A 17628-nucleotide genomic window follows, 5' to 3' on the forward strand; every position below is an offset into this window, starting at 1 on the left:
CAAAGAAAATGGCGACAGATGTTAATGTTCAATATTTTAGTCACCTGAATGGCCTAGCACTGGGTAATAATTGGGGTGGCTTAATTCGCTTGCTTGATAAAACCCTTGTTACTGGCATTGATTTTACCCAGATCACAGCAGCATCTATTGATGAGCAGGGTGATGTGCATATCACCTTATATGCAGCACACAATGCCATGTTATTTCAAGTGGTTGAGTTGACAGGTTTCACACCCACTTCACTTAACCAAAAGTATCGAATTAAAGGTGTTCCAAGCACAACTGAGCTGATTTTAAAACCACATACTGCAATTTCTGAAACAAGTGTCACAATTGTTGGTTCAGGAAAACTGGCACCACTCGGCTATGACATCATTTTCCGTGATGCTAATGATGTAAAGCGGGTTTATCGCGCGAAAAATCCAACAGCACAACATCCATTCATTCGTATTGATGAAAGCTTAACAAGCCCAGATGGTACAACTGGGGTGTATAGCAACACCTACAACCTATTCGCTATGGTTGGGTTACTTGAACGGATGGACCATATTGATGATTTTGAAGATCCCAGTGTCCAACAACTACCCTTTGACCCTACCACCCCTGCAAAGAATTGGAATATTGTGGGAACCGGTGGCAGTGTTATTCGTGGGTGGTCAAGATGGTATTACGCTTCACGTGGAGACGTTAACTATGTCTACGCTGATACTGGCGTACCTATAAGTGGTTTGAGACCTTTCACTCTAGTGGGTGATTCTGATTCATTCTTAATAAATAGGAATACTATTTCTACCCTAGGCGCAAAGGCGATAATTGGATGTGGTCTTTTTCGTAGTACACTTGAAGATATAGCACCCTCATGGTTTCTTGCCTCATGTCTAAACGCTAGTGCTGCTTCCACATCTAGGTCCCTGTCAACAGACACTGGTGGTAGATCTGTGTGGGGATATAATGGTGGTTACAATACACAATCTGTCTTTATGCTAAAACTGGGGCAGACGCAACCAGCCGCCCATGTAATTGCTGTACCCATTTTACCGGATAACCGTACAGGCTACTCAGGTATCTATAATGGGACTGAGTTCTCAGCCTTAGAAGTTCCAGTTGTTGATCAAAACAAAGTTCTTAGGGGCGTACTCCCGCACACTTTATATCTAGGTGCTAATTTCTCAGCAATGACACAGACCTACCCTTACTCAAGTGGCTCCTCTATGTATGTTATAGACTCTGTGCAGACGGATAGTCCTATTGGCTCTACAGCATTTTATTTGGGAGAGCTTGAATGAAACCATGCTCTAGAGCGGTGTTATCATCAACATTTTACTTACAAACCATCGCAGTAGGTCCTGTGGCTGCAAAAGTGTCAGGGTCAGTTAAAAAACTGGGTCAACAATATAAAGATGCAACTCTAGTACTTTACAACAAAGTAAATTTACAGCCTATAGCAGTGAAAAAACCAGATGAAAATGGTAATTATCAATTTTTAGGTCTAAATACCAATTTAAAAACTTTTATTGTGGCGTTTGATCAAAAGCAGCAATTCAACGCAGTCATTCAAGATAATGTGGTGCCGAAATGAGTAAAACATCAATCAATGCTCGGCTTGCCATGATTCAAGCTTTTGCCAACTTTATGGATAGCGGTAGCCAGAGTGCTACCGTTATTTTTTATGAAGGTGTTCAGCCTGAAAGTACTGATGTTGCAGCAGATTCAAGCAATACCTTGGTAACGCTAACTTTTCCAGAACCTTGTATTAAAGAAGTCACAGCAACTTATGCCGAGCTACATCCAACAGATACAGCAACTGTGATTAAGTCAGGCACCGCAACATGGGCGCGAATTTATAATGGTGCTGGTGAAGTCACTGCTGACTTAACAGTTGGTACTGATATTAGCTTAGTCAATACCAATTTGGCCCTTGGTGGCACATTGTCCATCACTTCGATAAAACTCAGACCATAAATTGAGGTGTGCATGTGGGAATTAATAACGAGATTGATGCACATCGGATAGATCTTGATTTTAGAAAGCCACTTGAAAGTGTTGATGCTCATAATATTGTCTTAGATTTTGGAAGTGACAGTGAGGTAAATGTAGCAGTCATTGATACTGTGCTGGACAGTGATTTCTCATTTGAAGTTGTTGCAGTATTTCAAGAAAATCCAAATATTATTGGTCAGATCAATACAGTCTTAGACACCAGTTTTAGCTTTGAAGTTGAAGCATTCTTCACTGAAAACCTGTGTACCATTGATACAGTTTTGGATACCGAGTTTTCATTTGAAGTCGAGGCCTTATTCGACATCAATCACATTGTTGGCTTATCGCTATTTACATCAACATCATTCAGGCGAGCAATTACGCGCTTGAGCGTGACAGAAATACCTTGGGCTAAACCAATATTAAGAGTCTCAATTGAGGCTCTTTTTTATGACCAAGGTTTGGTGATTTTGAATCAGGTAGATTTTTGGCATGAGCAAGCTGGGTCGTTGAATCGTGTGATCAGGTCGCTACATGAGCAGGCAACCGGTTTAAGTTCTGATGCGTACATGATCTGGGAAGAAGCTGATAAGCGCTTTATTCATCCGCTCTATGCGCACCAAGAAACCATCAAGCTGCGTCATAACCGAGAAACCATCTGGCAAGAAATGATTCGCAGGCGTAAGACTTTTACTTATTCGTATGAAGTAGCCCAAGTTTTTGAAAAGCACTTTTCGTTTGAGTGGGATAAAGGCCTTGAGATTGTTACCAAGTCAGATTTGCCATGGGACAAAGCAAAAGCCATTCATTATCGTAAGCATCCGGTTTTGCCTTGGCCAAAGCCTGAGTTACCTGAATATGTTGGCTCAACAGATCTCAATTTTGTTTGTCTGTGTGATGTTGATTCACACAATGTTGTTTTAAATTTTGGTGCAGATGACTGTATTCCAGCACTGCCGAACAGAAACTGGTGGTATATCGTGAATGTATTAACAGCCGAGCGATTAGATACCGGCGAGAAGATTAAAGTGATTGATGGTACCTACAGTACCAGCCGATCACAATGGTGCTGGACCTATTCCGTTACTGTGGCACCTACTGAAAAAGAAAAGCTTCAGCCAATTAATGGCCAGCCGGTGATTCTGAAAGTCATGATCAATGGATTTGAGCATCATATCCTGCTTGAGGACCCAGAAGAAACTCGGCGTTTTGCCAATGTGCTATACACTTACCCGGGTCGGAGTGTAACGGCTTTAAACTCTGATAAATATGCGCCTTCGCGTTCATTTATCCAGGATAACGAACGAACCTCTGTGCAGTTGGTGCAGGCTGAACTGGATCGGGGAAATTCCGGCACAATCCTGGACTGGAAACTGATTGATGAGTTAGGCTGGATCGTACCGGTTGAGAGCCTGAGCTATGCAGAACTTGCCCCAATAGATGCCATTAAACAGGTCGTTGATGCGGGCGGTGGCTTTATCTATAGCCAAAAATCAGGCAATACACTCACTATTTTGCCTCGGTACCAGAAAGGCTACTGGGATTCGCTGACCGTTGATGATTACGACATTTTGCTTCCTGAAAGCGTTGTGATACAGCAAAACATCAAACAGAACGATGAATACATTGCTGATTTCAATGCCATTACTATTGTGAATAGTCGCAGTGGTGAGAGCTTGAGAGTACAGCAGCGTGGCACCTCAGGCGATGTGCCATTAGAAGCAGTCACAGGGCCATTATTTAACGTGGTATCAGGTGCGAACTATGGCAAGAGCGAACTGATCCAAGCAAACGTTCAGGAGCTACATACCTTTGCAGACCTTCCGGTAAGCCAAGAAATAGGCGAAATGCTACCAGGTAAATCGATTGCATTTAATGGTCAGTGGTGGGGTGTCATCGATGGGGTGAGTGGCCGTTTCTCAGATGAAAAGGTCAATGAAACCATTACAGTGGAGCGTATCAGTCGTGACTAATCCTTTATTCGAATTACGAAAGCTTCTTAATCCAACCCATGCTGAATACATTGGCACTATTACATCGGCGAATCATCCTGAATACCGGGTACAGGTTGATGGTGGATCCGGTCCAGTATTGTGCACATCAGGTACAACCTACAATTTAGGTGCCCGGGTGTTTATTGCAAATCAAGTTATCTTACGACCTGCGCCCAGGGGGTCGCATTCAGAAATTGAAGTTTAAGTAAAAACAAACCAATGGCACCCAACTGGGTGCTTTTTTATTGCCAAAAATTAGGGGGCGAAATGTCTGAAACCACCGCAGCAGTAGCGGAAACATCTGCAGCAGCTTTAGGATCGAAAGCAACAGTAACCGGCGGTGCGGCAAGTTTCGCCGGTTTTTTTATGGGCATTGATTGGATGGGCTGGATTGGTATTGGGGTTGCTGTACTTGGCTTGCTCATCAATGTCTATTTTTCATGGCAGCGAAATCAGCGTGAAAAAGCCGAGCATGAATTAAAAATGGCAAAGTTGCGAGGGCAATGTAATGTCAAAGACTAAATATTTTGTTATTGGTACAGCTTTAGCCGCCTCATTAGGCGGTTTTTTTATATCTGGGGTTAGTACTGAACAAGTTCAGGCAACCGCAATTAAAGAGGGGTATACACCAAAACCCATAATTCCAGTGAAAGGCGATGTACCAACAATTGGCAATGGCACTACTGTCTACTGTGATGGTAAGAAAGTCACACTAAAAGATCCAGCTATTTCGAAAGAAAAAGCGCTTCAGCAACTTAAATGCCATATCGAAAAGAATGCACCAGCATTCAATAAATCACTGCAGGGCGTAAAGGTTTCACAGGTTGAATATGACTTGTACAACGACTTCGTTTATCAGTTCGGCATCACTGCATGGAACAACTCATCCATGCTCCGAAACTTGAAGCGAGGCAAATATGTACAAGCTTGCCAGTCACTATTGAAGTGGAAATATGTAGCCAAGCGCGATTGCTCAGTCCGATCCAATAACTGTTATGGGGTCTGGACCCGGCAAGTTGATCGCTATCAAAAATGTATGGGGGCACAACAATGAATGAGTTTAAAAAAGTAAGTAATGTTTTGCTTGAATCAAATGGTATCTATTTCATTGAGTGCCCAGGATGTAAAACCTTACATCCTATCCATGTTGGTGAGCAGCATCGCATCCGATGGGGTTTTAATGGGAATTTAGATGCTCCAACATTCACCCCATCATTGATGGTAAATCAAGGTCATCCAAGCCAATGTCACTCATTTATCACCGACGGGAAGATTCAATTCTTATCTGATTGTAATCACAGTTTAGCTGGTAAAACCGTTGATTTACTGCCAGTAGAGGAATTCTAATGCCAATACTTTTATGGATTTGGAATAACAAGCGCTGGACTTTGATTATCGTTCTTTTGTTGGGCTTATTTTTTCAAACATGGCATGTGAATAGTTTGGCTGGCGATTTACGCAAAGCTGAAACCGCATGCGATGCACGTGTGGCCAAAGCAATTAAGCCTTATCGAGATTCGATAGTAAAAGCTCAGGAAAAGAAAGCCATTACTGAAAAAGCCTGGTCAGATAAATATATTGAGGTAGAACAAAATGCGATTAAAAAAATACAAGATGCGAATGCTGCCGCTCGTAGTGCTGACTTGGCTGCTAGTGGGTTGTCAAAGCAACTCAGTGAAGCCAACAAACGTTTGTCCACAGCTTCCCATCCAACCATCGTTGAGTACACCATTACCAACAATGAGTTACTCGAAGCATGCACAGCAGAATATCGAAGCATGGCAGAAAAAGCAGATGGCCACGCAATTGATGTCGAAAGATTAAGTGATGTTTGGCCGGACGAGAAAGCCCTCAAGTGAAATTCTAGGAAGGTATTTCAATTAATATGAGATGCCTTCCTTTTTATTATTTAGACTTGTTTTCAACATCAGTTTTTTTGAATTCATCACTGTTTTTTGAATTTTCAGTCTTTATATTTTTGGATTCAGCTGGAAAATCTAGGGTTGCGATAATCGGCATTGCTAATGCTGAAACACATGCAAAGGGAGATAGTGTTATTAAGATTGCGAGAAAATTGCGTTTTAAACCGAACATAATATTGCCTTAAAAAATAAAATAAAAATTAGAAAATTCAACTATTTAATAACTATTTGATTTAATAAGAATAAATTTAATTTAAATATCCCTAAAACTTGGTATTTGTATTATTTAGAGTAGGTATTATGTCTAATAAAAAATATATTGACATCAGTACTGAAGACATATCAGTAAAGATTAGGGATTTGTATTGGTATTAAAATCCCTCAAATGAGGGATTTTATAAGTTAGTCTTATATTTAATCAAAGTATCCGTGGGTATTGGCTCGGATCTCAAATGCCAACGTACCAGGTAACAGGCAAACCAAATACCGGGAATTAAAAGCAAACCAAAACCAAACCACAAGGAAACAGCAAGAGCAAATATTGAATTGACTATTCCAAAAAATGAACCGAAATAAACAAGATATGGATGAATTTTTTTATTCATTAACCAACCAATATTCATTGCGAATAAAATAACTATGGCAATCAAGACAGAAAGTGGAAATAGAATCACTTCAAGAAATTGGACAGCTGTGAGGGTGAGTAAAGCGGGTGAATGGCTTAGATACTCAAAGAGCCTATCAATATTGTGATGAGGTCCCATCCCAATTAATGCTATATAAAAAAAGGGTAGAGTGAACAACCAAATTATGCAGGTGGGAGCCTGTAAATTATTTTGTGTAAGTTCCATTTTTTATAAATGATCTTTTAATCGATCATCGAACTGAATCGTAAACCAATTCATTGCTAAACGCCAATTTTGAATTGGCATGGTCCATTTTTTAGCAGCATTTGAAGTTGCTAAATAAATGACCTTTTTCACTGAATCATCAGAAGAGAAGATCTTTCTCTTTTTAGTTGAATGGCGAATCACGCTATTCAATGATTCAATTGCATTTGTTGTATAAATCGCATGACGTATTTCAGCAGGGTAGCTAAAGATCGTTCGGATATTTTCCCAATTTGCCCGCCAGGATTCTCCAATTTTTGGATACTGGTGATTCCATTGATCGCAGAAGATATCTAGGGACTTTAAAGCATTTTCTTCTGTACTTGCCTGATAGATCGCCTTCAATCCTGCTGTTACAGCTTTGTAGTCCTTCCAGCTCACAAATCTCAGGCTATTGCGTACAACATGTACGATACACAGCTGGATGTCAGTATGAGGGTAGACAGAGGCTATCGCATCAGGAAAGCCTTTTAGCCCATCTACACAGGCAACAAGAATATCTTGCACTCCTCGATTTTTAAGCTCTGTCATGACTGACAGCCAGAATTTGGAACCTTCTGTTTGAGCAAGCCACATGCCAAGAAGTTCTTTTTGGCCATCCAGGTTAATGCCTAATGCTAAATAAACTGATTTATTGATTACTGTTGAATGCTGACGAACCTTAACAACAATGCAATCTAAATAGACAACAGGATAAAGACTATCGAGTGTTCTATTTTGCCATTCTGTCACTTGTTCAATGACAGCATCCGTCACCTTACTAATAAGGGAGGCAGATACATCGGCATCGTACATTTCTTTAAAGAAAGCAACAATTTCTCTATTTGTCATTCCTTTCGCATATAGCGAAAGAATTTGATCATCCATGCTAGTAATGCGCGTTTGATGCTTCTTAATAATCTGTGGTTCAAAAGAGCCGTCACGATCACGAGGGATATCTAAAGCAAGCTGCCCATCTTGTGTTAGAACTGTTTTGGAGCTAAAACCATTACGTGCATTAGATCCTTTCTTAGGTTGATGCTTTTCATAGCCTAAATGTTCAGAAAGCTCAGTATTCAGAGCGGTTTCGATCATGAACTTTTTAAATATGGCTGTCATTTGGTTTAAATCTTCAGGAGTTTTTAAACCTTTAGCTAATTCAGCTGCCATACTTTTGATTGTAGCTTCATCCATGTGAAGTACCTCTTTTTATTATCCTCAGTAGGATAAATGAAAATTAAGTACTTACACAAAATTTAGAACAGTCCCCAGGTGGTCACAATTTTTATTATCACTGATTTCACCTATCATTAATCCAGTTCATCCAAGACAACTTATTTTAACTTAGTCGGAAGCTTGATATAAAATTTTAACTTCTAATCAAACTCAAAACTACAAACTCACACCCATGATCATAATCAAAACAACTATGCCACACCGACCAGCCTGACTTTTTATTCCATGGCTCGGCAAATTTTATGCAGTACTCAATGTAAAAGTTTTCCAATGTTTTCATTTTTATTCTTTCCACCCATCTACAATATCAGCCCACTGTTGTAACATATCCCTGCGCTGGTTCATGTACTTAGCATGATTATAAGATGCTCTAACTTTGTTTTGTTCAGCATGAGCTAACTGCTTCTCAATCCAATTTTCATCAAAATCCAATTCATTTAATATTGTTGATGCAGTTGCCCTAAAATCATGTGCTGTTACTGCTTTTAATCCCATATTTTTAAGAGCTGCATTCAATGTGGCACCACCAATAGGATTGGAGTCACCACCACTATAGACAGCAGGAAATACATATTCCTTGTTTCCAGATTCAATGTACTGTTGCTTCAATAAAGCATAAAGCTGCTCTGACATTGGCACCAGGTGGATTCTATTTTTCTTTGTTGTTCTCTCTTGCGAATTGTTTCTTGTGGAGATTGGGAAATTAATAACCCTGGATTCAAAGTCTATATAAGACCATTTCATGCGTCTTATTTCTACAGATCGTAGCATTGTATATGCCATTGTGAGTAACGCGTTTCTAACTGTTGCAGATCCACGAAAACTATCCAATCCCTTTCTAAAGTGTGATTGTTCTTCTTTGGTTAATGGTCTTGCGTGTTCAATATCAGGTCGAATTATTGATCCCCTGACTGCATAGGTTGGATCATTTTCAGCTCTTAAAGTAGCAATAGCGTAGCGCATGACAGCGCCGATAATTTTTATATTATTGAGTGCAGTAATCTCTCCTGTACCTCTTTTTCCTGTTGTTCTAACGCGAGACACTGTAGATCTTGCAATATATAAGACCTCAGCAGCCGATACTTCAGAAACATTCTTAGAGCCTATGATTGGGTAAATATCAATTTCAAGGGATTTTGTTATCTTGTTCAGGTATCCACTGGATCTATCTTTTAAAATTTCCGTAATATATTCTTTTGCAACAAGCTCAAACGTGTTTGCATTCTGAATGCTGGCTTCGATTTTTTCAGTTTTCCTAATCTGAGCTGGATTTTTGCCATCACTCAATAAAGCTCTGGCTTCATCTCTAGCTTTACGTGCGTCTGATAAACTTACGGCTGGATACTCACCAAGACTCAGCATTGATGCTTTACCATCAAAGCGATATCTATAGCGCCATAATTTAGAACCGCTTTGTCTTATCTCAATACAAAGCCCATTGTGATCGGCTATACGGTAAGGCTTTTCTCTAGGCTTTAAGCTTCTGATTTTTGTGTCTGTTAGCATATGTGAGTAAGTGTCGATGAAGACATGAAATTTAGGTGATTACTCACCATATTACTCACTAATTTTGATTTTGCATATAAGGTTTAGATTCTGCTTAATTTGATAAGTCTTTAATTGATAAAAATATAATTTTTTTAAATTTGTTGTAATTTGTTTAGATTTTTAAAATATCGTTTTCCGATGACAAGAACTACTTTGTAGCAGTTTTACCGGTCAATCATCAATTAAATTTAAAGAAAGTGGCAGCGGCTGTAGGCTGTAAAAAATTACAAATGGCCGATCCTAAAAATGCCGAACGTTTAACGGGTTATATGGTTGGGGGAATCAGCCCGGTTGGCCAGAAAAAACGCTTAAAAACAGTGATTGATGCTACGGCACAGCAATTGCCAAAAATATATGTTAGTGGTGGTAAAAGAGGTCTGGATATTGGCATAAAACCACAAGATTTAGCTCAGGTTTTAGGTGCACAATTCGTAGATGTGCTGGACTTATAAAATTTATTTAAAGGCTGCTAATCAACCCTAAAGAAATTTAGGGCTTTTTTATACAGGGTTTAGCGATTGGCGTACTGCTCTAAGATACGATTCAATATGGCTCGACTGTACTAACTAAAACAAAGAACTTACCGCAATAGATGTGAATGCCAATATGAAAGTTGGCTTTAGGAACTTGTGATTAAGTGTTTATAAGTTTAGAGGAATTATAAATCAGTTTATAGTCATGAGGTGGCTTGTATCAGTAGCATAACAGTTATCCCTATTATTTTTTGCCGTGAGTAATGCTGGAATTGATGCTCTACTTTATATTAAAGTTATGGTTCAGGAAAAAAGTATTGTTAAATCATGATGATATAACAGGTCGCTAAAGATACATCAAGCTAATATCGAGGTGAGGGATACACAGGGCTATTGGGCTGTAAAAATAACCGTTTGCACCTGGGATATGCTTGATGAACTGAATAAATTTCAACATTGGCTGAATATTGTTAAGCCAATGCTTTAATCAATTGCATCAAATTCATGGTTAAATAAAGTGATTGAATTTAATGTGAATTTTACGTGTTTCTAAAGCCTTCAATTCCGGTTGTGCCAACGCTTGCACAGGACTATCCTGAGTGGCATAAAGGGCGTACGCATTATTCACTGTGGTATCTGGAAATTCAGCAGCCCGAATTGCTGCATTATTTACATCAGCTGCGTCAGCACTTTTCCGACCTGCTGTACACGCCAAATACTCGCCAGTTTCATATTACCTTGTTTATTTGCGGATTTTTGACCACTCACCAGCAGGCTTGGGATGACGATTTTAGCCAGCAACGATTACAACAGCAAATTGAACTTTTAAACCGGGAAAAAAAATCTTCATTTAAACTAAGGTCCGGATGCTTAAATAGTTTCGAAAGTGCGCTTTTTATTGAAATTGATGATATTGAAGGAAGCCTGGCCGAGATTCGTCAACAGTTATATACCTGTTCAGCAGAAGTCGCAGCATTGCAATATTGTCCTCATATCACTTTGGGTCTGTATAAAGACCATATTAATAGCGATGCGGTTTTTGAGCGTATGCAAAATATTCCACAGCAGCAATTTGAATTTCAGATCCAGCAATTAACTTTTGGGACCTACAATGCCCAAACCTTGCAGGGTCCATTAACACCATACCATCAAGTTATTTTGGGTGATGCATGATTCAACTCATTTTAGGCGGCGCCCGTTCCGGCAAAAGTCGTTTGGCGGAACAAGCCGCAAAAGATTCAGGTTTACCTGTCAGTTATATTGCAACGGCTCAAGCTTTAGATACAGAAATGCAGGAACGTATTCATCATCATCAAATGCAGCGTCCTGCCCATTGGCAGCTGATTGAAGAGCCTTTATCACTGGCAGAGCGATTGCAGCAAATTGACGCAGCAAATCAGCTGATCTTGGTCGATTGCCTGACGCTATGGATGACTAATCTGTTAATGCATGAAGATGAAAATCTGCAAGCTGTAGAATGTGAAAAATTACTGGATGTGCTGCCAAGTTTGCAATCACAAATCATTTTGGTGAGCAATGAAACCGGATTGGGCGTTGTTCCCATGGGTGAGATCAGCCGCAAGTTTGTAGATGAATCTGGCCGCCTACATCAGCAACTTGGAAAAATTGCCGATAAAGTGATGTTTTGTGTAGCTGGTTTTCCCATGATTTTAAAAGGAGAGAAATAATGAACTGGTGGTTAGATGCGTGTAAAACGCCAAGTGCAGAAGCCCGACTACAGGCTGCAGAGCGTCAATTACAGTTAACCAAACCAACCGGTTCACTTTCTGAACTGGAAAATGTTGCGATTCAGTTGGCCTGTTTGCAAAACAATCAGCGCCCGAGCATTGATAAACCGTGGATTACCATTTTTGCCGGTGACCATGGCGTGATGGAAGAAAAAATTTCAGCCTATCCGCAAGCGGTAACTCGCCAAATGCTGCAAAATTTCACCAGTGGTGGAGCCTGCATTAGCGTAATTGCCAAGGAATACAACGCCAGACTGCAAGTGATTGACTGCGGTTCAGTCGGTGAGGCTTATGAATATGCGGGCGTTGAACGTTATTGCATTATCCCGGGTACGGCTAACTTTGCCAAACAAGTGGCCATGACTGAAGCACAATGTATAGAGGCTTTAAATCTTGGTCGTAAAAGTGTAGATGAGGCAGTTGCAGAGGGTGCTTCAATCTATGTGGCTGGGGAAATGGGTATTGGCAATACCTGTTCTGCTTCTGCTGTCGCCAGTTTTTTGCTGAATGAACCCGCAGAGCAACTGACCGGTGTAGGGACAGGGATCGGTGAAGAACAGCTCAACCATAAGAAAAATGTCATTAACCAGGCGATAGCATTACACACAGAATATGTAGGCAGTGATGCATTTAAAGCCTTGTGCGCCGTGGGTGGCTTGGAAGTGGCTGCAATGGTCGGTGCTTATATTCGCTGCGCACAGCTGGGTTTGCCTATGGTGGTCGATGGCTTTATCACGACCGCATCTGCACTGGTAGCCGTACGATTAAATCCTGCCGTACGTGAATGGATGCTGTTTGGTCACCAATCAGCTGAATATGGGCATCAGCGTTTATTGCAAGAACTGAATGCCAACCCTTTGCTGAAACTGAATTTACGCCTGGGAGAAGGCAGTGGTGCTGGTGCAGCTTTAGGAATCATCAAGCTGGCATGTAGCCTGCATAACAATATGGCGACTTTTGCTGAAGCCGCCGTGACAGGTGAAAAAGTTTAATCTGCCTAGATTTAAGGATGATTTAAGATGTACAGGATTGATCTGCTGCGTCATGGCGAGACCGAGCTGAGCCATACTTTACGTGGTTCAACCGATGATGCCTTGACGGATTCAGGCTGGCAGAAAATGCAACAAACGGTAGATCAATTCTTAAAAAATAATTCACCTAACCCTTGGGATGTTGTGTTTAGTTCGCCTTTGCAGCGCTGTGCTTTATTTGCAGATGAAATTGCCAGCAATTTAAAGCTTGAACTTATTCTAGATCGAAATTTGCAGGAAATGCATTTTGGCGATTGGGAAGGGGTTTCTACGCAAGAGATCTATGAAAAGCAGCCGGAGGCATTGGCGCAGTTCTGGGAAACTCCAACCCGATTTAGTCCCCCTAATGCAGAAACCATGCAGCAGTTTCAGCAGCGTATTTTAAATGCGCTGCAACAGATTCAGGGTTCCATGCAGCAACATCAATTTGCACATGCAATGGTGGTCACGCATGGCGGGGTGATTAAACTGTTAAAATGTCTGGCATTCAATCAACCCTTGGACAATATTTTAAAAATGTCTGCTGAACTGGGGCAATTCAATCATTTTGTTCTGCATGATGATTTAAGCATTGACTATGTGGAGCAATCAGCATGACACCATTTTTTATTGCGCTACAGTTTTTAACCACATTTCCGATTCCATTAAAACAGATGCCAAGCAAACAGCAAAATGGTCAGTCTTTGCTATTTTATCCCATAGTCGGCTTGATTATTGGCCTGATTCTATTTGCACTTGCCTATCTTTTACAGGATATCCCGGTCATTTTATTAAGCAGTGCGATTTTAGTACTGTGGATCTGGCTGACAGGCGGGTTGCATCTGGATGGTCTGGCAGATACGGCAGATGCCTGGGTTGGTGGTTTTGGTGATCCTGAGCGTACCTTAGCCATTATGAAAGACCCGAACTGTGGGCCAATAGGGGTGCTGAGTTTAATCATCCTGTGCCTGCTAAAATGGTCTGCGCTATATGTATTATTGGAACAGCAATACTATTCAGCCCTGATTTTATTTCCGCTATTGGGTCGTTTAGCGCCGTTATTTTTATTTTTAACCACCCCTTATGTGCGCCAAAAAGGTTTAGGCACTTCAATTGCAGAATTTATTCCGAAAACTGCCGCCCTTATTGTATGTGTATTAAGTTTACTTACATCGCTTTATTGGGGATGGGCTGGAATGCTGTGTGCTCTATCTATGCTCGGTACATTGCTTTATTTAAGATACAAATTTATCCAGCGTATTGGAGGAATCACCGGTGATACGGTAGGGGCGAGTATTGAAATTTGCGAGGCGGTGAGTCTTTTGAGTTTCATTGTAGCCAGTTTTTATTTAACCATCACATGATTAAAAAGAGGAAGTGAGCAGCCTGATCACCTAAACAGAATCACTTCCGTATCATGGGCATTGTCACTTATAAATAAGTGACAACCATGGAAATAATTGCCGGTCCCAGCAGCACCATAAATACCCCTGCAAGCACCATGGTCAAACAGGCCACTACACCTTCCTCACGATGGCGCATAAAGGCTTTACTGGTACCAAAACCATGTGCCGCATTCCCAAAAGACGCGCCTTGAGCAAAGCGTGAATTGAGTTTGAGTGCCAGTAGAAGCATATCTCCCATCGCTACACCCGCAATCCCGGTAATCATGGTAAATAAAATCACCAGTTCAACTGAACCACCTATATGGGAAGTGAGTTCCATGGCAAAGGGCGTGGAAATGGAACGGGCCATTAAACTGTAAGACGTAGTCTGATCAAAATGAAATAATTTTGCCAGATAAAATGCGCTGATCACACCGGCAATCATGCCCACCACAATGCCTAAACCAATCGACAAGGCATGTGCTGTAATGACTTTGCGATATTCATAAATCGGAATGGCAAAGGCAATGGTCGCAGGTCCCAACATCCAGATCAGCCATTGATTTTCCAACATATAGGTATCATAGGAAATATTGAACGCCAGCATCAATATCAACAGAATAAGAGGCACAAAAATACCGGGTGCCAACAGCATGTAGGGATATTTTTTATGCAGTTTTTTAGCCAGTACATAACAGATGAATGTCCCGAGAAAACATATAAGCGCAGTCAGGTTCATGTTATTTTCCCTGTTCTAACAGGTGTCGGGATTGTGGTTTATGCTTTAAACGGGCTTCCAGTTTAAAACCGAAATATACGCTATAAGCTGTAGCCAGCATCACACAAAAAGTGCCGATCACGACTGATAAAATCAGTTGCCAGCCTTGGGTCAAAAGCAGGTCTTTATATTTAATGATGCCGACTACACAAGGAATAAATAACAAGACCAGTTCACCGAGAATAAAATCTGAACCTGTTTTAATCCATTGCAGTTTAAACAGGCCACTCAGTAAAGCCATTAACACCAATAACAGGCCAATAACCCCGGCAGAAACCGGTAAATTGAGCGCATGTTGTATCAGTGAGGAAACCCACCAGATGAAGATCAGCAGACTGAGCTGTAATACCACCTGAGCAATATAAATTGATGGAGCAGAATGTGAGGAAGTAGACATAATCAGAAAATATAAAAACTTGCAGGTATTTTAAATTTGACCATGTGTTCATATTATGAATAATAAAAAAAAGATTATGCATAAATGGAATGATAGGTGGATATTAAGAGTCTGAGCATATTCGTTAAAATCGTGCAATTGCAAAGTTTTACCCGAACAGCAGAGGAGATGTGTGTGACCCAGCCCACCATCAGTAAGACCATACATCACCTGGAACAGGAAATTGGTGTGGCTTTATTTCACAGGGGGGATGCCGGGCGTAAAAGGGATGTTGCCTTAACCTATACTGGTGAACAAGTGTATCAACATGCTTTGGTCATACTGGAACAACAGCAACGTATTTTTGAAACAGTGGCTAAAATCCGTCAACTCAAACAGGGAAAATTAACCCTGGGTTTACCGCCATTAGGTTCAGTTTTACTCAGTAGTTTAATTGCCAAGTTTCACAAGCAATATCCACATATCGAATTAAGTTTTCTGGAAGTCGGTGCATCTGCGATTGAAGATGCCATTTTGGCGAAAAAAGTCGATGTTGGCATTTTACTGGGACATTTAAAACCGGTACTGAGCGGCATCCCGATTATGGATTCCCCTTTATGTTTGCTTTCTCGAAAAGATACCCAGTGGAAGAATCGACAAACCGTAAAATTGATTGAATTAAAAGAAGAGTCTTTTTTACTTTATGATGATTCCTTCACTTTAAACAATATGATTATTCAGGCAGCAAATTACGTCGGTTTTGAACCGCATGTGGTTTGTAAAAGTAGCCAATGGGACTTTATTGCCAAAATGGTCGAGTCGGATGTAGGGATTGCTTTGTTGCCAAAAATTTATTGTGAACAGTTGGATCAGGAAAAATATAACATCAGCCTACTGGAAAGCCCTCATCTAAACTGGACGCTGAGCATGGCCTGGAATACTACTGTTGCCATGAACCCTGCAACACGGGCATGGTTAAAAATTATTGAGGAAAATCGGGATAAAATTCACTTTTAAAAAAACTTGGTTGGCAGCCGACTGTAAAAAACAGGGTTTGGATGCAGACTGAATCCCATTTTAATGTCTATGGCACATTGGGCAGATCAGTGAATGAATGAAGATTTAGGACAGCCAATGCAATATACGCATAAAAGTTGTGGTCATAAAATGACCCTGCGACTAGTGTGTTCGGAGTGTCATGAAACGCTGCATGTCAATGAGGTTAAAGCTGAACTGACGCGAGATGATTACGAGTACCGGGAACACCACAAAAGATCATCCTAAATCTTTCCCTTCAGGATTTATAGACAATTCGGCGGTTTTGGAATGCCTGCCAGACGGCTTAAATGACGTGCCACCAGACCAGTCTTAAATTGCTCTTGCAAGACGGCATTATTGATATCAGCACTGACAGTTTTCATCAGGAATTTGATCAGTGGACGGGTGGCCGGTGAATGTCCAAACTGTTGATAGAACTGGCGTACTGCATGCAAAACTTCAAAATGCCACGCTGTAAGTTGCAGCTCCAGAGAGTTTGCCAACTCTTGAGCCACCGCTTCATTCCAAATAGTGTAATCGACTAAGTGACCATCTTGATCGAGTTCTAAATTCATCATTAATCTCAAATTAGTTCAAGCGAATACAGCGGGTATAGTTAAGGCAAATATCTGCAAATTCTGCATAAGAAATCAGCTGTAAATTATCGGTTGTTTGTCCTGCCAGGATCTCTGCATCGGTGTCCAGTACATACACCTTGTCCAATGGTTGCAGAAATGGATGCTGTAGTTGCAGGACCGATTCCCCCATCAGCACAACCGTATCTTCAGGGCTATAAACCTGTTGCAATTTGCTCAAAACATTCGGGGTTGCTGAAAAAGTACTTTGCACCAAATATAAGCTTTTATTCGACATAATCAGTTTACTCTTCAACTTTACCAGTACAGTACAAAATCAAAACTTTGAATGAAATCAGGATTTAACTCAACAAATTCAATATCCTGTTGAGCATTGGCTACAAAGTGTGAATGTTGATGTTTGTTTTCAATCAAAATTGGGCTAAGGTCATAAAATTCAAAGCTATCAACCATGTTGGATGCCACTTTAAAGGCATGTTTAAGCTGATCGAATGGCAGTTCGGCATTGAGTAAACTTAAGGCCGCATCTTGCAGTAAAACTTTCACTTCACAGCCAAAAGTTGCCAGTACCATCGTGGCAGACAGGCTTTCATGCACCTGCAAATTGGCCAGATTGGCTTGGGTCAGAATAACGAGTACAGATTTCACACAATTTACCTTTTAAAAGCGACAAAG

The 17628-nt window shown here is 40.7% G+C and carries 24 protein-coding genes and 1 pseudogene; 16 read left to right on the forward strand and 9 right to left on the reverse strand.

Annotated features, from left to right (window positions below; all coding sequences use genetic code 11):
- Window positions 1-8 precede the first annotated feature (8 nt).
- The 9 genes from JFY49_RS07905 (at window position 9) to JFY49_RS07940 (ending at window position 5833) form a co-directional block, all read left to right on the forward strand.
- Window positions 9-1286 (forward strand): hypothetical protein, encoded by a 1278-nt coding sequence (locus tag JFY49_RS07905; RefSeq protein WP_200224724.1) that lies wholly within the window; start codon window positions 9-11, stop codon window positions 1284-1286.
- Complete coding sequence (locus JFY49_RS07910; RefSeq protein WP_200224726.1) at window positions 1283-1579, forward strand: hypothetical protein; 297 nt, start codon at window positions 1283-1285, stop codon at window positions 1577-1579. The genes JFY49_RS07905 and JFY49_RS07910 overlap by 4 nt, the downstream gene beginning before the upstream one ends.
- Window positions 1576-1962: a hypothetical protein gene (locus tag JFY49_RS07915; RefSeq protein ID WP_200224727.1), complete on the forward strand. Its 387-nt coding sequence runs from the start codon at window positions 1576-1578 to the stop codon at window positions 1960-1962. The genes JFY49_RS07910 and JFY49_RS07915 overlap by 4 nt, the downstream gene beginning before the upstream one ends.
- A 14-nt stretch (window positions 1963-1976) precedes the next feature.
- Entirely contained in the window at window positions 1977-3953 is a 1977-nt protein-coding gene (locus JFY49_RS07920) for a hypothetical protein (RefSeq protein WP_413784596.1), read from the forward strand.
- Complete coding sequence (locus JFY49_RS17515; protein ID WP_227609572.1) at window positions 3946-4179, forward strand: hypothetical protein; 234 nt, start codon at window positions 3946-3948, stop codon at window positions 4177-4179. The genes JFY49_RS07920 and JFY49_RS17515 overlap by 8 nt, the downstream gene beginning before the upstream one ends.
- A 62-nt stretch (window positions 4180-4241) precedes the next feature.
- A complete protein-coding gene (locus JFY49_RS07925) occupies window positions 4242-4496 on the forward strand; it encodes a holin (RefSeq protein ID WP_200224728.1) in 255 nt (84 codons plus the stop codon).
- A complete protein-coding gene (locus tag JFY49_RS07930) occupies window positions 4483-5028 on the forward strand; it encodes a glycoside hydrolase family protein (RefSeq protein WP_200224729.1) in 546 nt (181 codons plus the stop codon). The genes JFY49_RS07925 and JFY49_RS07930 overlap by 14 nt, the downstream gene beginning before the upstream one ends.
- Complete coding sequence (locus JFY49_RS07935) at window positions 5025-5321, forward strand: DUF6527 family protein (RefSeq protein ID WP_200224286.1); 297 nt, start codon at window positions 5025-5027, stop codon at window positions 5319-5321. Before JFY49_RS07930 ends, JFY49_RS07935 begins: the two co-directional genes overlap by 4 nt.
- Entirely contained in the window at window positions 5321-5833 is a 513-nt protein-coding gene (locus tag JFY49_RS07940; RefSeq protein ID WP_200224730.1) for a hypothetical protein, read from the forward strand. The genes JFY49_RS07935 and JFY49_RS07940 overlap by 1 nt, the downstream gene beginning before the upstream one ends.
- Window positions 5834-5879: 46 nt before the next feature.
- Here JFY49_RS07940 and JFY49_RS07945 read toward each other — a convergent pair whose 3' ends face one another.
- The 4 genes from JFY49_RS07945 to JFY49_RS07960 form a co-directional block, all read right to left on the reverse strand.
- Window positions 5880-6068 carry a hypothetical protein gene (locus tag JFY49_RS07945; RefSeq protein ID WP_180176702.1) on the reverse strand — a complete coding sequence of 63 codons (189 nt, stop codon included), beginning with the start codon at window positions 6066-6068 and terminating at the stop codon, window positions 5880-5882.
- A gap of 223 nt (window positions 6069-6291) precedes the next feature.
- Entirely contained in the window at window positions 6292-6747 is a 456-nt protein-coding gene (locus JFY49_RS07950) for a hypothetical protein (protein WP_200224731.1), read from the reverse strand.
- A 3-nt stretch (window positions 6748-6750) separates the two neighbouring features.
- Entirely contained in the window at window positions 6751-7959 is a 1209-nt protein-coding gene (locus JFY49_RS07955; protein ID WP_180042873.1) for an IS256 family transposase, read from the reverse strand.
- Between the two features lie 324 nt (window positions 7960-8283).
- Complete coding sequence (locus JFY49_RS07960; protein ID WP_200224732.1) at window positions 8284-9507, reverse strand: tyrosine-type recombinase/integrase; 1224 nt, start codon at window positions 9505-9507, stop codon at window positions 8284-8286.
- 167 nt (window positions 9508-9674) lie between these two features.
- On the opposite strand from JFY49_RS07960, the pseudogene JFY49_RS07965 reads away from it, so the two are divergent.
- The 6 genes and pseudogenes from JFY49_RS07965 to JFY49_RS07990 all read left to right on the forward strand — a co-directional run.
- Window positions 9675-10001, forward strand: a pseudogene (locus JFY49_RS07965) (aminoacyl-tRNA deacylase); the annotation flags it as partial.
- Between the two features lie 564 nt (window positions 10002-10565).
- Window positions 10566-11195 (forward strand): 2'-5' RNA ligase family protein, encoded by a 630-nt coding sequence (locus JFY49_RS07970; RefSeq protein ID WP_200224733.1) that lies wholly within the window; start codon window positions 10566-10568, stop codon window positions 11193-11195.
- Complete coding sequence (gene cobU / locus JFY49_RS07975) at window positions 11192-11710, forward strand: bifunctional adenosylcobinamide kinase/adenosylcobinamide-phosphate guanylyltransferase (RefSeq protein ID WP_200224734.1); 519 nt, start codon at window positions 11192-11194, stop codon at window positions 11708-11710. Before JFY49_RS07970 ends, cobU begins: the two co-directional genes overlap by 4 nt.
- The gene (gene cobT / locus JFY49_RS07980; RefSeq protein ID WP_200224735.1) at window positions 11710-12762 is read left to right on the forward strand and encodes a nicotinate-nucleotide--dimethylbenzimidazole phosphoribosyltransferase; all 1053 of its coding nucleotides are present in this window, start codon (window positions 11710-11712) and stop codon (window positions 12760-12762) included. Before cobU ends, cobT begins: the two co-directional genes overlap by 1 nt.
- 27 nt (window positions 12763-12789) lie before the next feature.
- A complete protein-coding gene (locus tag JFY49_RS07985) occupies window positions 12790-13398 on the forward strand; it encodes a histidine phosphatase family protein (RefSeq protein WP_200224736.1) in 609 nt (202 codons plus the stop codon).
- Window positions 13395-14144 (forward strand): adenosylcobinamide-GDP ribazoletransferase, encoded by a 750-nt coding sequence (locus JFY49_RS07990; RefSeq protein WP_200224737.1) that lies wholly within the window; start codon window positions 13395-13397, stop codon window positions 14142-14144. Before JFY49_RS07985 ends, JFY49_RS07990 begins: the two co-directional genes overlap by 4 nt.
- A 67-nt stretch (window positions 14145-14211) precedes the next feature.
- Here the strand turns inward: JFY49_RS07990 and JFY49_RS07995 are convergent, their stop codons facing one another.
- Window positions 14212-14904, reverse strand: a complete 693-nt coding sequence (locus JFY49_RS07995; protein ID WP_200224738.1) for an LrgB family protein — start codon at window positions 14902-14904, stop codon at window positions 14212-14214.
- 1 nt (window position 14905) lies between these two features.
- On the reverse strand, window positions 14906-15340 hold the full coding sequence (locus tag JFY49_RS08000; RefSeq protein ID WP_200224739.1) for a CidA/LrgA family protein: 435 nt from the start codon (window positions 15338-15340) through the stop codon (window positions 14906-14908).
- A gap of 96 nt (window positions 15341-15436) precedes the next feature.
- Here JFY49_RS08000 and JFY49_RS08005 point away from each other — a divergent pair, with 96 nt between their 5' ends.
- On the forward strand, window positions 15437-16336 hold the full coding sequence (locus JFY49_RS08005; RefSeq protein WP_200224740.1) for a LysR family transcriptional regulator: 900 nt from the start codon (window positions 15437-15439) through the stop codon (window positions 16334-16336).
- A 284-nt stretch (window positions 16337-16620) separates the two neighbouring features.
- On the opposite strand, the gene JFY49_RS08010 is transcribed toward JFY49_RS08005, so the two are convergent.
- Genes JFY49_RS08010 through JFY49_RS08020 form a run of 3 tightly spaced genes read right to left on the reverse strand, consistent with a single transcriptional unit; the run spans window position 16621 to window position 17601 of the window.
- Window positions 16621-16932, reverse strand: coding sequence for a TusE/DsrC/DsvC family sulfur relay protein (locus JFY49_RS08010; protein ID WP_200224741.1), 312 nt, complete (start codon window positions 16930-16932; stop codon window positions 16621-16623).
- Between the two features lie 13 nt (window positions 16933-16945).
- Window positions 16946-17230, reverse strand: a complete 285-nt coding sequence (locus JFY49_RS08015; protein WP_200224742.1) for a DsrH/TusB family sulfur metabolism protein — start codon at window positions 17228-17230, stop codon at window positions 16946-16948.
- 20 nt (window positions 17231-17250) lie between these two features.
- Window positions 17251-17601: a hypothetical protein gene (locus JFY49_RS08020; protein ID WP_086197063.1), complete on the reverse strand. Its 351-nt coding sequence runs from the start codon at window positions 17599-17601 to the stop codon at window positions 17251-17253.
- Window positions 17602-17628 lie beyond the last annotated feature (27 nt).

It is taken from the genome of Acinetobacter sp. CS-2 (assembly GCF_016599715.1).
Classification (GTDB): Bacteria; Pseudomonadota; Gammaproteobacteria; order Pseudomonadales; family Moraxellaceae; genus Acinetobacter.

What these genes read in the sequence shown, in the direction of transcription:
- JFY49_RS07905 (WP_200224724.1), top strand. Translation starts at nt 9, where the DNA reads ATGGCGACAGATGTTAATGTTCAATATTTTAGTCACCTGAATGGCCTA.
- JFY49_RS07910 (WP_200224726.1), top strand. Translation starts at nt 1,283, where the DNA reads ATGAAACCATGCTCTAGAGCGGTGTTATCATCAACATTTTACTTACAA.
- JFY49_RS07915 (WP_200224727.1), top strand. Translation starts at nt 1,576, where the DNA reads ATGAGTAAAACATCAATCAATGCTCGGCTTGCCATGATTCAAGCTTTT.
- JFY49_RS07925 (WP_200224728.1), top strand. Translation starts at nt 4,242, where the DNA reads ATGTCTGAAACCACCGCAGCAGTAGCGGAAACATCTGCAGCAGCTTTA.
- JFY49_RS07930 (WP_200224729.1), top strand. Translation starts at nt 4,483, where the DNA reads ATGTCAAAGACTAAATATTTTGTTATTGGTACAGCTTTAGCCGCCTCA.
- JFY49_RS07935 (WP_200224286.1), top strand. Translation starts at nt 5,025, where the DNA reads ATGAATGAGTTTAAAAAAGTAAGTAATGTTTTGCTTGAATCAAATGGT.
- JFY49_RS07940 (WP_200224730.1), top strand. Translation starts at nt 5,321, where the DNA reads ATGCCAATACTTTTATGGATTTGGAATAACAAGCGCTGGACTTTGATT.
- JFY49_RS07945 (WP_180176702.1), bottom strand. Translation starts at nt 6,068, where the DNA reads ATGTTCGGTTTAAAACGCAATTTTCTCGCAATCTTAATAACACTATCT.
- JFY49_RS07950 (WP_200224731.1), bottom strand. Translation starts at nt 6,747, where the DNA reads ATGGAACTTACACAAAATAATTTACAGGCTCCCACCTGCATAATTTGG.
- JFY49_RS07955 (WP_180042873.1), bottom strand. Translation starts at nt 7,959, where the DNA reads ATGGATGAAGCTACAATCAAAAGTATGGCAGCTGAATTAGCTAAAGGT.
- JFY49_RS07960 (WP_200224732.1), bottom strand. Translation starts at nt 9,507, where the DNA reads ATGCTAACAGACACAAAAATCAGAAGCTTAAAGCCTAGAGAAAAGCCT.
- cobU (WP_200224734.1), top strand. Translation starts at nt 11,192, where the DNA reads ATGATTCAACTCATTTTAGGCGGCGCCCGTTCCGGCAAAAGTCGTTTG.
- cobT (WP_200224735.1), top strand. Translation starts at nt 11,710, where the DNA reads ATGAACTGGTGGTTAGATGCGTGTAAAACGCCAAGTGCAGAAGCCCGA.
- JFY49_RS07985 (WP_200224736.1), top strand. Translation starts at nt 12,790, where the DNA reads ATGTACAGGATTGATCTGCTGCGTCATGGCGAGACCGAGCTGAGCCAT.
- JFY49_RS07990 (WP_200224737.1), top strand. Translation starts at nt 13,395, where the DNA reads ATGACACCATTTTTTATTGCGCTACAGTTTTTAACCACATTTCCGATT.
- JFY49_RS07995 (WP_200224738.1), bottom strand. Translation starts at nt 14,904, where the DNA reads ATGAACCTGACTGCGCTTATATGTTTTCTCGGGACATTCATCTGTTAT.
- JFY49_RS08000 (WP_200224739.1), bottom strand. Translation starts at nt 15,340, where the DNA reads ATGTCTACTTCCTCACATTCTGCTCCATCAATTTATATTGCTCAGGTG.
- JFY49_RS08010 (WP_200224741.1), bottom strand. Translation starts at nt 16,932, where the DNA reads ATGAATTTAGAACTCGATCAAGATGGTCACTTAGTCGATTACACTATT.
- JFY49_RS08015 (WP_200224742.1), bottom strand. Translation starts at nt 17,230, where the DNA reads ATGTCGAATAAAAGCTTATATTTGGTGCAAAGTACTTTTTCAGCAACC.